The organism is Fodinibius roseus (assembly GCF_900129315.1).
Classification (GTDB): domain Bacteria; phylum Bacteroidota; class Rhodothermia; order Balneolales; family Balneolaceae; genus Fodinibius; species Fodinibius roseus.
Genome location: NZ_FQUS01000020.1, coordinates 43,218 through 58,371 on the forward strand (window position 1 = coordinate 43,218; position 15,154 = coordinate 58,371).

Consider the following 15,154-nt stretch of genomic DNA (forward strand, 5'->3'; position numbering starts at 1 on the left):
TTTTATCGCCTAAATATGACAACTATTAAGCCCAAACTATTATATAATCAATGTTAATATTATATACTTTTCCTTTTCTTAATGAGCCTTTATAGGTTTCTTATTAATCGTTACAATCCCGTCCGACATCCTGATTGCCATGGTCCGGGAGATGGTCCCCCCCACATCCTGGTTGGCAATCATAAATCCATTCTTCCAGAGCAACTTTCTAAACACCGTAAAATTTCTCTTGCCTATCTTAAAATAGTCGTCTTTCGCTCTTCTCTTCATGGTGGCTCCCCCGGCCACCGAAACAACAAGATTTCCTTTTTTTGCGCCCAGCCTGTACATCTTATTCAATAGTAAATTCAGACCGGAATCAACATACATGGCAGGTTTGGCTATGGCTTTTTGGGGATCGGACTTAGAAAGCGGCAGCATCACATGCAACAACCCACCTACCATTTCCGCAGGATCGTACATTGCAATCCCCAAACAACTGCCAAGAGCATACGTAATGATAATTTCATGGCTATTGGAGGATACTCGTAAATCACTAACGCCTACAACGGTTTTCATGTGGTTTCGTTATCTTTCTAAACTTTTCTATATACGGCGGGACAAATATTCTGGAATCCACTATTTGCTCCGGCTACACTTTCCGAGTGACCTAAAAAGAGATATCCGCCCGGCTCCAACATATCCTGAAAACGGGATACCAGTTGTTGCTGGGTTTCCCGGTTAAAATAAATCATTACATTACGGCACATGATCACATGAAAGGGGCCGTCTATCGGCCAGGGTTTTTGAAGATTCAGCCTGCCATAAGTAATCATTTCCCTGACATCCTTGTCAACGACATAGCGGTCTCCCTCCACCGGCTGAAAATATTTTTTCCTGAGAGTCTCTGAGATACCTCCCAGCGTTTTTTCAGGGTATACGGCCTGCCGGGCTATGCTTATAACATCACGCGACAGGTCTGTACCTAAAATTTTCACATTTTTCTTATATATTTTCTGTTCCAGCAGTGCTATCGCACAGCTCACCGGTTCCTGACCAGTAGAGCAACCGGCCGACCACCACTTGACGCTTCGGCCTTTCATCTCCGGCATTACCTCATTTCGCAAAAAATCAAAATGCTGGCTTTCCCGGAAAAAACTGGTTTTATTCGTAGTCAGTACATCCACCAGAGAAAGAAATTCCCGGCCGCTTTTGTCTTTCTCCAAATACTTCAGATACTGGGAAAAACCGGATAAGCCCAGGGTTCTGATTCGCTTCATAACCCGTGCCCGTACAAGCGCTTGCTTGCCCTCGTGCAGATTGATTCCGCAATAGTTATAAATCTTTTGGCGTATATGCTCGAACTCAGACTGCTGTAATTCCATATTCATTTTTTTTCGTATCACCTTTCCAAATCGCGGAGGACGTCAACAAACAAAGTTCTCCAATACCCACTCTACATCAGTCACGATGCGTGCGAATGAAGAAACCCAATAGTTTGGCCTCTGTCATCGCCATCGACCGGCAGCTAACCGGTCATCACGCCATTTATGGTTAATTTCTCATCAGTGCCGCCGTATCCAGTATGAGTCCCACCGTACCGTCCCCTAAAATGGCCCCTCCTGAAACATGGGCCATGTCAGATTTCATATTGATAGATTTGCCAACCAGCTGTTGCTGACCCACTACCTCATCGACCAACAGGGCATATTTTTTATTGGCATTTCGAATAGCCAGCAACGTTCCCTCGGTCAGGGTTTCGATCCCGTCCGATATGCCGAAGTGATGGTGCAATCGAACGATTGGCACGGTTTCGCCCCGAATAGAAACTTTTTCCGACTGACCCATTACCGTAAATACATCTTTTTCCCGGGCCTGGAATGCCTGGTCTATATTCAAAACAGGAATAATAAAGCGCTGTCCTCCGACCCGGACCAGCATACCATCGGTAATCGCAAGGGTAAAGGGGAGCTCGATAATAATCCTGGTTCCCTTCCCTTCTTCCGATTCAATATCGATTTTCCCTTTCAGATCCTGGATGGACCTCCGAACGACATCCATTCCGACTCCCCGTCCCGACAGGTCCGTTACTTCATCTGCAGAGGAAAAACCGGGAAGAAATATGAGGTTGTAAATTTCTTTATCCGAAAGATTGGCATCGGCGTCTACCAAACCCTTGCTCACCGCTTTTTCCACCACTTTTTTCTTGTTGATTCCGCGTCCGTCGTCTTCAATTTCAATGACCACCTTTCCGCCTTCCTGCGAGGCGCGAAGCCATATATTAGCCTCCCCGGGTTTGCCGTTTGCCTCCCGGTCACCGGGCTTTTCAATCCCGTGATCAATCGCATTCCGGATCATATGGACCAGCGGCTCATTGATGATATCGACCATATTACGGTCAATTTCGGTATCGCCCCCCGCAGTAATCAATGTTACGGATTTGCCTGCCTTCCGGGAGAGATCCCTGATCAGGCGATTCATCTTGTGAAAGGTCGCATTCAACGGGACCATCCGCAGGGTGAGACTGGTATCCTGCAGCTCGCGTAAAATTTTGCTGGTATGATTGATCTTTTTCTGCAGTTCAGAGTGGTCCGGGATACTTTGGTCCTGGGCCACCACGGAGTGGGCAATAACCAGCTCCCCCACCATATCAATCAGCTGATCCAGGCGATTGACATTTACCCGTACCGACGCATCGGACGGCGAATCATCTGCAGAGCTTTTGGCCGAACCATTGGTTTTAGCTTCCCCATTCGCAGTCCCCGCGGCTTGTGCTCCATCTAATTCGGCGGGGACTTCATATAGGAGACCTCCTTCTGCGGAAAGTGCTTCTCCAGGAGTAGTCCCCTCTGAGGATACCCGTTCGAGGACGGCAGTCAGTCGATCAAAATTCATAGGTCTGGGCAAACGGTCGCCTTCTTCCGACGCCTCTATCACCTCAAGCATTTTGGTAATAATATCGATGGCCTCAAGGGAGATATCCGCACACGCCGTATCGAATGCGATCTCTCCTTCGCGAACCATGCTCAACATCGTTTCCAGCAGGTGGGTAAACTCCGTTATCGGTTCAAGCCCCATAAATGCGGAGGTTCCCTTAATCGTATGAAAAGCCCGGAATACCTTATTAACCAGTTCCTCATCCTCCGGATTATCCTCCAGATCCAGCAAGGCCCCTTCGGCCATATCCAGCAGTTCGGTACACTCCGTTACGAATTCTCCCATCAGAGCCGTATCAATATCCCCGGGAATATAAAAATCTTCCGGTTCTGTATCGGCTTGCCCCGCCCTTTCCTCTTCTTCTGTTGTCTGAATACCCGGGATTTCGCCTCCTTCGGTATCATCCTGCCATTGGTCCTCAGAGGCAATATGTATGGCCTCTTCGGTAATCATCGAAATATCGGACAACCAGTTTTCCCGGCTTGCTATCCCTCCCGACTCCAGATTTTCCGCAATGCGCCGGGCCTTTTCCAGGGCGGAAGCGACCTTCTCTCCGGATTCCTGGATAAGGATATTCACCAGGGCTTTTAATTCCGATACTTCCTCATCGGATATTTCCTCATTCAGTCCCAAAATGAAAGAAGCCAAATCGTCGAGCGTCTTTGTCTCTCGACTGATATCGAAAGCAGCTCCTGTTTCTTCCTCCAGCTCAATCAGCGTATCGGCCGACTCTTTCTCACCCGCCAACGCATCGTACAGGTCGTCGTACGCCTTCTCAAAATCCTTAACATCTATATCCCCGTCGTTTACAATATACTCCCTTATCGTATTTATGGCCTGCAGCGTAGCGGTTTTAACGCTTGTAAAATAGTCATCGTTCTCAAAAAGATGCTTGAGCCCTTCCCAGGCCATATCAATAAGCTTCTGCAACTGACCCAGATCTCTATCAAAGCCCGTAATCAATTCTTCAAACTTTGCTCCCGCAATCGCGACATTTTCTCTGTCATTCGGCCAAACATCGGCTAATGCCCGTATAATCGCTTCAAGGTCTTCTTTTATTTGCTGCTTTTCATTACTCATTACAATACCGATTTTATTTGGATTCACTCAATACCATGGTAAGCCAGAATTCCATATTCGGACTTGAAAATTTCATTTTTTCAGTGGGGGGTTTATTGGGCATAAACAACATGAGGTCACTTCCTCTCATCGCTGTAGGGAGTGAAGATTGTCCCCGGAAACCCACTTTCTCCACATTGGCCGCTACATCCCCGGCCAGGATATTTGATATTTCACCAATAAGATCTCCCATGTCATCACTTTCAAAAGGAAGCTCCATTCCTATAAATACTTCAGACAAATAAACAGCAGTTTCCCGGGGAATAGCCAGCATTAACGACAGGGTATGATCGGAATTAAAGACCGTTACATTACCCACAATCCCGTTAAGGGGATCATCACTGCTCGCATTCTCAATGTAGGATGGAACTTCTCCGGTCATTGAACCGAACGTGTTCATGACCGATTCCCTGACCTTCCCGATCATCTCTTCGGGAATTTGATTGAGCTCATATAAATTATCTAAATTCATTTTATTTTAATGATTTAAGAATTGAGAATACCTTTAAAGAAACTTTTGCTTTCATTGTCATCTTCATCGCCGGTGATGAGATTACCGTCATCATCGAAATAGTCGCTAATAGCCTTATGCATCTTATCGGCCGTAAAAGGCTTGGTAACGTATTCATTAGCCCCTCCCTCATTCAGGGCCTTGTCAACCTTACCCATGGATTTTTCCGCTGTTACCATAATAATCGGAATCTGGTCATTCCCTTTATCGCGTACGGCTTTTGCAAATTCGACCCCCGTCATATTGGGCATATTCCAATCGACAAACAGTATTTCTATTTCATTATTAAATTTCCCCAATGCGTCTTCACCATCCATAGCTTCTACAAATTCAAAATCCGCGACCATTAACTGATTCAGCGCTCTTTTTACAGCACTTCGCATTATTTTGGAATCGTCTACCACCATAGCTTTTATTTTACCCATTGCTTGCTCCATTCTTCATTAGTAATGTTATTAGATATATAACTGACCATTCGGTAACATTCTGCCGGCAAATATGATCTATCAATATCGATTTTGCCCTAACAGCTACTATTTTAAAAGCCAATTTCTTTAGTTACGGTTTCTTATCGGTCAGGTTCATTATTTCTTAAATCCCAAAAAGGACCGGAACTTTATTCCCGGCTGCGTCCTTAATGATCTATAAATCATTGATAAATCTGGATTTAATTGAGATCTTTTGAAAACCAATCCAAAGATATCTTGTATGATTTTCTAAAGCTTTTTCTTTGGGAACCGATAAAAGGGGCAGGCACAATATAATCTGAAGGTAATTGCACCGTCTCTGCATAATATGTTATCACGCTCATCCAAAATACCATCTTCCCCCGCATTGGGATCTCCTGATAGCATACAACCGCTGCATGATTATATGTCTAATTTACCGTCAGGTGCAGACTTCCCCTCTATTAAGGATGAGCTCACCGATACGGAGGATGAGGATGACTCCACGTTGAGTGAGGACAGCCGGAAGCAACGGGAGAAAAATGCCTCGGAATTGGAACTCCTTATGCCTCAACACGATTTTCGGGAATTGTTCAACCGCTTTTTTATACTGAGACATCAGGAACTGTTAATGCTGCAAACAACTATTCGCCAGGAAAGAGAACCCGGCAGCACTTCTGGCGTGCCTTCCTTGCGGGATCTTGACAACCTGCAGCTCAATACGCTGCGTAACCAGTACTACCGGCTTCAGATGCTCCTTTTCAATATGTCCAAAGGCGGTAACCACAGCTCAACTCTTTAACCTATATTGCCGGCCGCCTCCCTTTAGCTTTTTTTTTAACCACACCTTAAGAATGTATCATTCCATACGATAACGAAAGGGAGTAGCAAATACTTTGATGATCAGCGTAGCGTCTGTCAGACATATCACATTAATATTTAATATAAACTTAACAATAAGTAACCGATCGACATGGATACCACCCACAAAATTTTTAAGTTCCTTTTTTCCACTGCTTTATTTTGTTTGGTCTTCACCGCCCTGAGCTCTGCCCAGCAAAAAAAACAGCAAAATAGCGAATACAAACAGCTGCAAGAAAAGCTTAAAACCGACACTTTTTCCTTTGGCCTTTTAATACAGGGACTTGCTGACATTCAGCCGGAACGATCAGCCGGACACAATGGATTCAAGGCTTCCAAAGGCCGGTTTAAAATATCCGGGATTTTTGACGGCCGGTTTGGATATAATCTTCAGGCCACCATGCTCAAAACCCCGTCTGTATTAGATGCCAACGTGTATTATAAACCTACCGCCAATCTGTCCATTAAAGGAGGAGTTTTCAAATCCCCGTTCACCCACGAGTATAACACGGGAGCCGGCTCCATCTTATTTGTCAACCGCTCGGCCGTTGTCAACCAGCTCGGGACCAAACGACAAGTGGGTGTTCAAATTGATGGATTTACCCCCAACGGATTACTTCGCTACACGGCCGGGGTCTTTAACGGCAGTAATTATGGCAATAATAAAAATGATGACGACTACCTTCAATATATGGGTCGATTGGAAGGCTATTTAAATAACAATGGTAAAAACCGGGCAAAAGTCGGAGTCAGTGTGGCCGTAGAGCAGAAAGATGTCCCTTCTGCTTACGGGAACATTCCGTCAACTTTTGAAGGCGATCAAAAACTGATGACTTCGTATTTCAGTATTACCCAGGGAAAAATACTCCTGGACGGGGAGTTCATCTACTCCTGGCTGGAATCTCCCGCTGCCCAGAATTATAACCCCTATGGTTATTATGCCACCGTTGGCTACTATGTAGCACCAAAGGGCAGACTCCTGCTTCGCTGGGATTCCTTTACCGGGGATAACCTCACCGGCGATTCCGAATCGCTGATTGCAGGATTTAATTATTATCCCTCGTCTTTTGCAAAGGTTAAACTCAATTATATCCTCCCCACCGATCAATCGGTCGAATATTCAACCTTTTTGGTCGCCATGCAGATCAGTTTTTAGTAAGCTATCCTTTTTTTGAGAGCGGAGCGCATAAAGCCGTTGTATGTTTTCGATATAAAGAAAACTGCAGCGGCTTTTCTTTATATCGTCTTCTATCCTATAAATACTGAGTTCCCTTTGCAGGTGTAATACCACAACCGCTGAAGCTCTTCTCGAAAGGGTATTTGGCAGGCAACATTTTGAAATTGTCTCAAATAACGGGGAACTAATCCCGCCGTCTTCCGGCTCTAACTTCCCACCTACCTATTTCGATTTATCTTTTTTATATGCATTCCTGTTCTGCCGTGAGATCTCCAGGCGCATGGACCTGCGTTTTTCGGCCTGTTCGTAACGCTCTTGTTCAAAATCAGTCTCAGGAATAATCTCAGGAACGGGCACCGTTTTGCCGTCCGCATCTATGGCTACAAAGGTATAAAAGGAGGTTGTGCACAGCCGGTGTTCACCGGTTCGAAGGTTCTCGGCCCAAACTTCCATAGCCACTTCCATTGAAGTATTAAAAGAGCGTGTTACTTCCCCCTCAATAACCACCACCTCTCCCAGCTGGATGGCGTTCTTGAATTCGATACTGTCGGCTGCCACGGTTACCACGTTACGATTGCAATGCCGCTGGGCGGCGATAGCCGAGCAGATATCCATCCACTGCATCAGGCGTCCCCCCATCAGATTACCGAGAGGATTGGTGTCGTTGGGCATTACCAGCTCGTTCATACGGGCACGGGATGCCGAAACAGTTTTTTTATCAGCGTCGTTACTAACGCGGGGCGTCTGTTCAAATCGATTGGTCATTATTCCTGTCAGCCATACATTAAAAATTAAAGCAACGCATAAGATACAAATTCTATGGGGCAATTTTATTCTGTTGTTATTGTTCATGGTACTTTTTTCCTAATGAAATCCTTTGCATCTTTTGGCTTGACCCAAAAGATGCGAAAAAAGTCAAGGCTGGGAAAACTCAGCGCCCGGCGTCTGCTGCGGCTCCGGAGAAAAATATAAACTCACCCGGCTCCGTCGGGTTCAGACAAATATTTTTCCTGTTCCTCCGCCTTGCGTTCGCCACCCAATACGCTGACTTTTCAAGGCCGCAATTTTATCGGGTACCAATCCCACTCGGTCATATACATTGTGCTGAGAAGAGTTACCTGAGCCGAAGCGAAAAAATCATTTCCTGATTGAGGGCTGCAAGAGACGAGTTAAATGATTTTAGCACAAACGAAGGGAACGCCGGCCACAATGTATTCAGGCGGCGACTTTTTTTGGGTTCCGTTTTTTTCATCGTTGAAAAAAATGGAACCTATATTAGCAAAAGAGATCCTGAAAAGACCCCGACAGCACCAAAAACACCTTAAAGAGGGATGGTAACCGTCACTTGATGGGTAAAGACCCGGGCGTCTTCGAGAGCAAGCTCGCCATCGGGGGCAAAAACAAAATCTCCGCCCGTTGCCGAAAATCCCAGAGAGGCCTCAGCGACAGCCCCCGTTGAAGCGGTGCCCGGCTGACCGGTACCGGTGGTGAGCAGGCCGGTATATTTCAGTTCCACACTCTCAAAAATCAAGCCGGCTGATAAACTAAACCTCCATTCCGTCCAGTTTTCTTCCTGATCCCGGAAGGAATCCTCTACATAATCCGTTTGTTTGAGCTGGTAGCGATACGTTTTAGCCATAATACCGGACTCCAACAGAACGTGTTTCCCTCTCCATCCCAGCCCCGTTTTTACAAGGGAATTCACAAAGGCGAATTCATTTTCTATGGTCTTGTCTCCCTTTTCGACCAGAAGTTCGGTTTCTTCCTCATCCCAGATATCCTCCTGTGCTTCGACCCCGGTGTTACTCCATACCGGTTCAATAACGAACTCCGCCCCGAACGTTACATTATCCCCGGATGTATTCGAGGCACCCATTCCCGCATTCAGGGCCCACGTATTGCCGGGGTCGCGCGGAATATTCATCAGCTCATAGTTTGGTATTTTGGGATGTGTCTTTACGTTAAGCGTAAGAATACTGCCCCACCTCCAGTTGCTTTCTTCGACCGGCTGGTCGTACCCGAGATGCAATCCCCAGGTATTGGTTTTATCCATATTCTTTTCAACACTCGAAGACGGTTCTTGAACGGTTAGCGCTGCTGGATTGCAGAGCCCCGGTTGTATGGCACAGGAATTTTGGTAAATGACTTCATGCGTCATGTCAGTACGGGCAAACAGCGTCAGTATTTCATACCGCCCCCGGCTACCCGTCTTGCCATCGAGTCCCAGACGGATATCCAGCATATAGCCATCCTGATTAATGCGATCGCTGCGCGGATAGAGCATATCTACCCCTTCCGAGGCACCGAGTCCCGCCCAAAACAGGCGTCCGCCCAGTGAAGTCGCCTCATTTAACAGCCGTCCCCCCTGCAGCCAAAGATAATTATTATTAGTAGACTGGTCTTTCAACCGGTTGGTGCCGGCATGAGGCCGATCCATATCCTGGATGGCAACACCCAGTCCGCCGAACCACCGGTTCCCGGACGCGAGTCCCCCTACAGACAGCGTTTTAGCCATTCCGTTTCCATCCGTAATCCGGTAAAAGGTGGGGTTCATATAAACCTGCATCCCATTCAACCGCGCCGTTTTGGCGGGATTGACCAGTGCATCTCCCAGCGTGTCATCAAAAGCGATAGAAAGGCCTCCCATTCCGGCATTGACCGGTGGCTGGACCATGAATTGATCTCCGGTAGCAACAGGAGCCGTCTTAAGGTTAATCAATTGAGCCGATGCTTCTGTCGGCAGAAAAATATGAACTCCCAAAATAAACATCATAGTCAACGTAAATGTATGCCTGTGCATAATTACCCTTTGTTTTACCGCTTTAAATTGTCAGATTTTAATCTTAACCCTGGAGCTCCCGGGCTTACAAAGACGTTACCCCTAATCCGTTTTAAAATACCTGGGTATTGACCTAATAATGCCCTGGCCCCCTTTGACTCCTGACTATTCGCTCAATCGGGAGTCCCGGGATTTCCGTCCAGCAATAATACTACCTTGTATTTACTATACATACACCTGACATTGGACCGGTAACTATCGCGCTCGGGGATTTATGAAGAGAGCAGTGTGCGGCAGTGGCGGCGAGGGCGGGGAAAGGAGAAATTATTGCCTGACTGAACCTCACCGTATCGGGCGAGTTTATATTTTTCTCCGGAGCCAATACGGCCGCCGGACACTGAGTTTTTTCAGGCGGCGACGTTTATTAGTTCAAACAGTTTCAGCTCCGCTGGCCGCGCTGCCAGCAAGTTCATGATAGAACAAAAACCGGGGTCTGGGGAATAGCGGGAAATCCTTTGGGAAAAATAACTCCTGTGGAAGAGCCATCCCTGAGGAAAAGGTTTATCAAGTACAAGATCTTGCTATTCCCCAGCGCTTTTTTCGTCTATTTTTTGGCTACAAAAAATGGACGTCTCGCTTACATATTAAACTGGATACTAATAGAGGGATGAAAGCCCGGCATGCTCCGTTTTTTAATTTCATATTGATCCCCCTCTTCTTCTCCGTGTATCGGCTGCAGTCTCCAGTCAATTGTATTGCGGCGGTCGAGCAGGTTAATCAGATCCAGGCGCAGCTCCATATCCATCATACTGAGGGAGGGGCTGTAAACAAACGACAAGTCAAACTGGTGGAAGGGCGCAAGCCGGTCGTCTTCCGGGTGGGTGAAATCATACTCCCCAAAACGATTACTGCCCTCATAAAGCAGATAATTGTAATAGGACTGACGGAATCCCCATGATCGTCCCAATATGCTTTGCCATTGTGCCACAGCCGTTAATTCCGGGAAAATATGCCAGAGGGTGCGCAACTGGAAGCGATGGGGTTCGCTCCAGGAAGCCGGCAGAACGCGACCGAACTGGTTATCGAGGTTGATGCGGTTGTGGTTAAAATCGTAGCCCAGGATAACCTTGCCCTTCCTGTTGGCTATCGACTGGTGCAGGCGAAGCCCGACGCCGAGGTTTTCCATTTCCGTGGTCTGCGCAAAGGCGCCCATCCCCGAACGATCGATCGTCTCGTCCTCCAACAGGTTTTCGTAAGAAACCGTATAGGTCGTCGGCTGCCATTTATAAAACCATTCCAGGTTCAGGGTGGTATGATCGGACGGCTCGAAGTGGAAGGAATTGCTGATATGCCAGGCTTCAGGCATGGCAGACAAGCTGGCGTGCGACCAGATCGTGAAGGAGGGGACCAGGGAAGTGGGACCCGGGTTGGTAATTTCAAACTGGTTGATAAACTGCCGGTAGACGCCCCCCGAAAACTTGACCGACCAGTACCCGATTCCGGAGTCGGGTTTATCAAACTGAATACTTCCACGGGGCTCGGTATAAAAGCGGCCGGCCGTATTGACATACGTCAGCCGGCTGCCCAGGCTAAATTTCCAGTATTCCCCGCTCACCCAGTTGCCTTTCAGGTAGCTGCTCAACAGGGATGACTGCTGGTCGGAAAGCGTGGGCAGATAAAACAGGTCGGACAGGTTAACCTCTGATTTGACATAGTCGAACTGGACCCCGGCTTCGAAATTAAGTTGCGGTGTAAAGCTATAGGTGCCGTCCGTGCGATATATAAGATGCTTTATACTGTTACGGCTGCGCTGATTCGGCACCAGGTTATTTTCACTGGCTCGCTTAAAATCCTCATACACCTCCTGTGCCGGCGCTGCATTTAACAAACCACTATATACAGGAATAGTTGGATTACTATTGGTACCCAACAGGTAGCGATGGTTAAACTGGTTGGAACTGAAACTAAGCTGGGTACTCATATCCAGCCGGGGCGAGACAAGCTGGCTGTAGGTGGCCTGTCCCATAAAATTGTTCCAGTGATAGGCATCCTGTGCATAGAGGTATTCCGGGATATCATTGGAGGGAAGGGCCTGCCGCAGCATATCCGTACTGACATCATTTTCGCCCACGTAAAACGAGGATGAAAGCGTTTTGTATGAATCGATTTCGTATTCCGAAGCCAGATGCACATCATAAAAACGGACATCTGAATTATGTTCTAACGGTTCATAGAGAGCGGCGTCGTTTTCCTCATTAACAAGGAGATTGGTCATCAGCGGGTCCAGGTCGTCCCACCGCCGGAGAGTATTTTCGAGGTTCGGTTCCCGGTATACATTCCAGTAGTTGGAACGCGCGGCGCCCATCACCTTGAACGATGATTCTTCTTCATCATCCGACCAATAGAGATTTCCGCGGAGATTTAAACTCAGCGGATCGGCCTGGAACGTCAGATCCCGGTCATCAATGCCCGTGACATCGTGCTGCAGGTTTATCAATCCGGCTATCTGGCTGCCTTCAGGCGTACCATAGCCCGCTTTATAGAGCTGCACCTTGCTTATCGCATAAGGACTAAAAGCACTAAACATCTGTCCGAAACTGTACGGATTGTATACGGGCACATTATCGAGCATAATCCGGTGCTCTCCCCGCTGTCCCCCCTGCAAGTGAAAGTCCATCATCGGCGAGCCATACTGCACGCCCGAAAACAGATTCAGGCTCCGGATGGCATCCTCCATACGTCCAGTCGTCGTCCACTCGTTGCCGGGGTCTACACTCTGCCCGTTATCCGTGCTTTTAGATGACACCTGCGGCAGGTGTCCCGTTACCACGATGGGCAGAAAGTCGACCGACTTGGGCTCCATTTCAACTTCTTCGCGGTAATCCTGCCGGGGACCGATTTCGATGGTTTTATATACGGCTTCGTACCCCACATAACTGAAGATGATACTATAGGAGCCGGACACCAGGTTATCGAGCACAAACCGGCCGCTTTTCCCGGTACTGGTCCCCCCCGAAGCATTCGCCAGCCTGACCGTAGCGCCCGGGAGCGGTTCGCCGGTGTAGCTGTCTACAATTTTACCGGAGTAGGAGCCGTAGGAAGGATCATCACTCACTTTTCGTACAATCACAATCGTGCCCGACGAAAGTGTGATAAAATCGAGTGAAGTTGCTCCCAGGACATCACGCAGTATCTGCGGGACCGTCTGATCCTCTACCCGGCTATAGACGCTGATGCCCTCTACGATCGCAGGATCGTAAACCATATCAGTTTCGGTTTTCTCAGCTACCGCTTCCAGGGCTTGGGACAGCGAGGCGCCCCGGAAGGTGAAGGAATACTGTTCTGATGGGTGTTCCTGCGCCTGTACCTTCAGGGAGGCAGCAGACAGAACCAGGAGCGGCAGTAGCAGACCGCATATCCTGCGCGTTAGCTTATATCGCATATTTTCCTTCTCCGATTTTATGAGTTGAACTATACTATTTTGCTTTTACGTGAACATATCAGGGGCAACCAACCTGCATTCTCGTTCACCGGCATCCGAAAGGATTCAACGTCATATACCGACCAATTTCGCAACCCGGATACTCGTATTCGGGGTGAAACATGCCGGCTAACGGTCTTCTTATTTATATACGCTGTATCCATTGGCTGTTTCGGCATATCGCAATCCCTTGACCCGGCAAATGTCTTTGATGACCGATTCCACATTCTCCGGGCGGGCATAAAAGGCCGTCAGCGTTTCGCTGGCCATTGTGGTATCATAAAGCTGAATGTTCACGTCAAAGCGCCGCTCCAGCTCCTGAAAAATCACCAGCAGGGGCTTTTCGTTGAACATCAGTTTCTGTTGACGCCATCCGAGCATTTTATCTATGGAAACGGTTTCGGGCGCTGTGGGTTGTTCCATTTTCACGGCCCACCGGCTCAGTTCCCCCTGCCCGACCGTCACAGACTGTTCCGGCAGCTCCGCCGGGTAAAAGTCCACCGTTCCCTCCGCAACCGTCACTTCGGTCTCCTGCAATAACTCCTCACTCCAGGAACGAACATTGAATTCAGTGCCTGTCACGCGAACGATGGCTTTATTCCCCCGGACAATAAAAGGATCCTCACCCTCCGATACCGAGAAAAAAGCTTCGCCTTCCAGATCGATCGTTCTGTTTGTATAGCTAAAAAAGTGGCTGTAGCTGATTTGACTACCGCTATTCAGTTCAACGGTAGACCCGTCGGGCAAGGTAACGCTTGCTATTTCTCCCCGCGGTGCTGTAACGGTTTTCGGCGTTAGCAGAAGCCCCGCTCCAAACACCAGCAAAACAACAGCAGCGGCCAGCCACAATCGCCATTGGGAGGAGGCCGATGACGAAGAAGAAGGTTCTCTGTTTGTGCTATGATTCTTATCAGTGGAAACAGAGGGAGAGGGGGGTTGACGGCTCTCACCGATACGCTGCTGTACCTCTGACAATGCCTCTTCCACTTCGTCACCGGTAAGGTCAGTACCCGGAGATTGCGGCTCAGCCTGTCCGGCCAGATCCCAAATTTCCTTTATGCGATCTCTTCGGTCCGGTGAAAATTGCAAGAAAAAATCTCGTCGGTCTGAAGTATCATTATTATTTTCGGATGTATCACTCATAACTTTTTGTCGTTTACCTGCTTCGTCTTGTATTCGTCGCACCGGTCTCTCAACTTCTTCAAGGCCGCCACGATATGATTATTTACCGTACTTGATGATACGTCCATCACTTCGGCAATTTCATCATGATCCAATCCTTCGAACCTGCTGAGTTCAAAGGCCTCGCGCTGACGCTTTGGCAACTTTTCAATCCATATTTTCAACAAATTAACCAGCTGTTCTTTTTCGTTTTGTTGCTTGCGCCTGTCTTCATCCGCTGCCTCTAAAGGTATATCTTCCAGCAGTCCGACCGTCTCATTGGAATGGTTGCGTATATGATTCAACGATTTATTCCGTACAATCCTGTACAGATAAGCCTGTATGGATCGATCGGGATCCAGTTGTTTGCGTTTTTCCCAAAGCGCTATAAACGCATCCTGCACAATGTCACGGGCAACGGCTTTATTGCGGTTGTATTTACTTGCAAAATGGATAAGGCGGGGGTACAAGGACCGGAAGAGGCTGTTAAAAGCCTTCCGGTCCGACGCTGTGATCTTCTCACCCCACATACGTATTTGCTTTGTCGACGGCTTATCCATGTGTTCTACTGGTTATACACACCTGTCGGATAGTATAACTATTGTACGGCAAAATTTTTTTATGATAGGAATAAAAAAGAGATGATAACCGCCGGGGATACCTCCTGTGCTGGAACAGATGGAGATCGTTCGACTTCCTGCCG

The 15,154-nt window shown here is 47.8% G+C and carries 12 protein-coding genes; 2 read left to right on the forward strand and 10 right to left on the reverse strand.

Annotated features, from left to right (window positions below):
* Positions 1-78: 78 nt before the first annotated feature.
* The 5 genes from BUB16_RS16155 to BUB16_RS16175 all read right to left on the reverse strand — a co-directional run bounded on the left by BUB16_RS16155 (position 79) and on the right by BUB16_RS16175 (position 4,971).
* A complete protein-coding gene (locus BUB16_RS16155; RefSeq protein ID WP_073066922.1) occupies positions 79-558 on the reverse strand; it encodes a chemotaxis protein CheD in 480 nt (159 codons plus the stop codon).
* Positions 559-575: 17 nt separating this feature from the next.
* Positions 576-1,370 (reverse strand): CheR family methyltransferase, encoded by a 795-nt coding sequence (locus BUB16_RS16160; protein ID WP_073066925.1) that lies wholly within the window; start codon positions 1,368-1,370, stop codon positions 576-578.
* Between the two features lie 163 nt (positions 1,371-1,533).
* Positions 1,534-3,996: a chemotaxis protein CheA gene (locus tag BUB16_RS16165; RefSeq protein WP_073066927.1), complete on the reverse strand. Its 2,463-nt coding sequence runs from the start codon at positions 3,994-3,996 to the stop codon at positions 1,534-1,536.
* A gap of 13 nt (positions 3,997-4,009) precedes the next feature.
* Entirely contained in the window at positions 4,010-4,507 is a 498-nt protein-coding gene (locus tag BUB16_RS16170; protein WP_073066930.1) for a chemotaxis protein CheX, read from the reverse strand.
* Between the two features lie 14 nt (positions 4,508-4,521).
* On the reverse strand, positions 4,522-4,971 hold the full coding sequence (locus BUB16_RS16175) for a response regulator (protein ID WP_073066934.1): 450 nt from the start codon (positions 4,969-4,971) through the stop codon (positions 4,522-4,524).
* Between the two features lie 448 nt (positions 4,972-5,419).
* Here BUB16_RS16175 and BUB16_RS16180 point away from each other — a divergent pair, with 448 nt between their 5' ends.
* Positions 5,420-5,794, forward strand: coding sequence for a hypothetical protein (locus BUB16_RS16180; protein ID WP_073066938.1), 375 nt, complete (start codon positions 5,420-5,422; stop codon positions 5,792-5,794).
* Between the two features lie 171 nt (positions 5,795-5,965).
* Entirely contained in the window at positions 5,966-7,009 is a 1,044-nt protein-coding gene (locus BUB16_RS16185) for a porin (RefSeq protein ID WP_073066941.1), read from the forward strand.
* A gap of 243 nt (positions 7,010-7,252) precedes the next feature.
* Here BUB16_RS16185 and BUB16_RS16190 read toward each other — a convergent pair whose 3' ends face one another.
* The 5 genes from BUB16_RS16190 to BUB16_RS16210 form a co-directional block, all read right to left on the reverse strand.
* On the reverse strand, positions 7,253-7,795 hold the full coding sequence (locus BUB16_RS16190; RefSeq protein WP_139240343.1) for an acyl-CoA thioesterase: 543 nt from the start codon (positions 7,793-7,795) through the stop codon (positions 7,253-7,255).
* Positions 7,796-8,351: 556 nt separating this feature from the next.
* The gene (locus BUB16_RS16195; protein ID WP_139240344.1) at positions 8,352-9,830 is read right to left on the reverse strand and encodes a hypothetical protein; all 1,479 of its coding nucleotides are present in this window, start codon (positions 9,828-9,830) and stop codon (positions 8,352-8,354) included.
* A gap of 616 nt (positions 9,831-10,446) precedes the next feature.
* Positions 10,447-13,251: a carboxypeptidase-like regulatory domain-containing protein gene (locus BUB16_RS16200; protein WP_073066947.1), complete on the reverse strand. Its 2,805-nt coding sequence runs from the start codon at positions 13,249-13,251 to the stop codon at positions 10,447-10,449.
* A gap of 180 nt (positions 13,252-13,431) precedes the next feature.
* Positions 13,432-14,433: a FecR family protein gene (locus BUB16_RS16205; RefSeq protein ID WP_073066949.1), complete on the reverse strand. Its 1,002-nt coding sequence runs from the start codon at positions 14,431-14,433 to the stop codon at positions 13,432-13,434.
* Complete coding sequence (locus BUB16_RS16210) at positions 14,430-15,011, reverse strand: RNA polymerase sigma-70 factor (protein WP_084088363.1); 582 nt, start codon at positions 15,009-15,011, stop codon at positions 14,430-14,432. Before BUB16_RS16210 ends, BUB16_RS16205 begins: the two co-directional genes overlap by 4 nt.
* Positions 15,012-15,154 lie beyond the last annotated feature (143 nt).

Coding starts and splice junctions, on each gene's coding strand:
- BUB16_RS16155 (WP_073066922.1), bottom strand. CDS start 558: ATGAAAACCGTTGTAGGCGTTAGTGATTTACGAGTATCCTCCAATAGC.
- BUB16_RS16160 (WP_073066925.1), bottom strand. CDS start 1,370: ATGAATATGGAATTACAGCAGTCTGAGTTCGAGCATATACGCCAAAAG.
- BUB16_RS16165 (WP_073066927.1), bottom strand. CDS start 3,996: ATGAGTAATGAAAAGCAGCAAATAAAAGAAGACCTTGAAGCGATTATA.
- BUB16_RS16170 (WP_073066930.1), bottom strand. CDS start 4,507: ATGAATTTAGATAATTTATATGAGCTCAATCAAATTCCCGAAGAGATG.
- BUB16_RS16175 (WP_073066934.1), bottom strand. CDS start 4,971: ATGGGTAAAATAAAAGCTATGGTGGTAGACGATTCCAAAATAATGCGA.
- BUB16_RS16180 (WP_073066938.1), top strand. CDS start 5,420: ATGTCTAATTTACCGTCAGGTGCAGACTTCCCCTCTATTAAGGATGAG.
- BUB16_RS16185 (WP_073066941.1), top strand. CDS start 5,966: ATGGATACCACCCACAAAATTTTTAAGTTCCTTTTTTCCACTGCTTTA.
- BUB16_RS16190 (WP_139240343.1), bottom strand. CDS start 7,795: ATGACCAATCGATTTGAACAGACGCCCCGCGTTAGTAACGACGCTGAT.
- BUB16_RS16195 (WP_139240344.1), bottom strand. CDS start 9,830: ATGCACAGGCATACATTTACGTTGACTATGATGTTTATTTTGGGAGTT.
- BUB16_RS16200 (WP_073066947.1), bottom strand. CDS start 13,251: ATGCGATATAAGCTAACGCGCAGGATATGCGGTCTGCTACTGCCGCTC.
- BUB16_RS16205 (WP_073066949.1), bottom strand. CDS start 14,433: ATGAGTGATACATCCGAAAATAATAATGATACTTCAGACCGACGAGAT.
- BUB16_RS16210 (WP_084088363.1), bottom strand. CDS start 15,011: ATGGATAAGCCGTCGACAAAGCAAATACGTATGTGGGGTGAGAAGATC.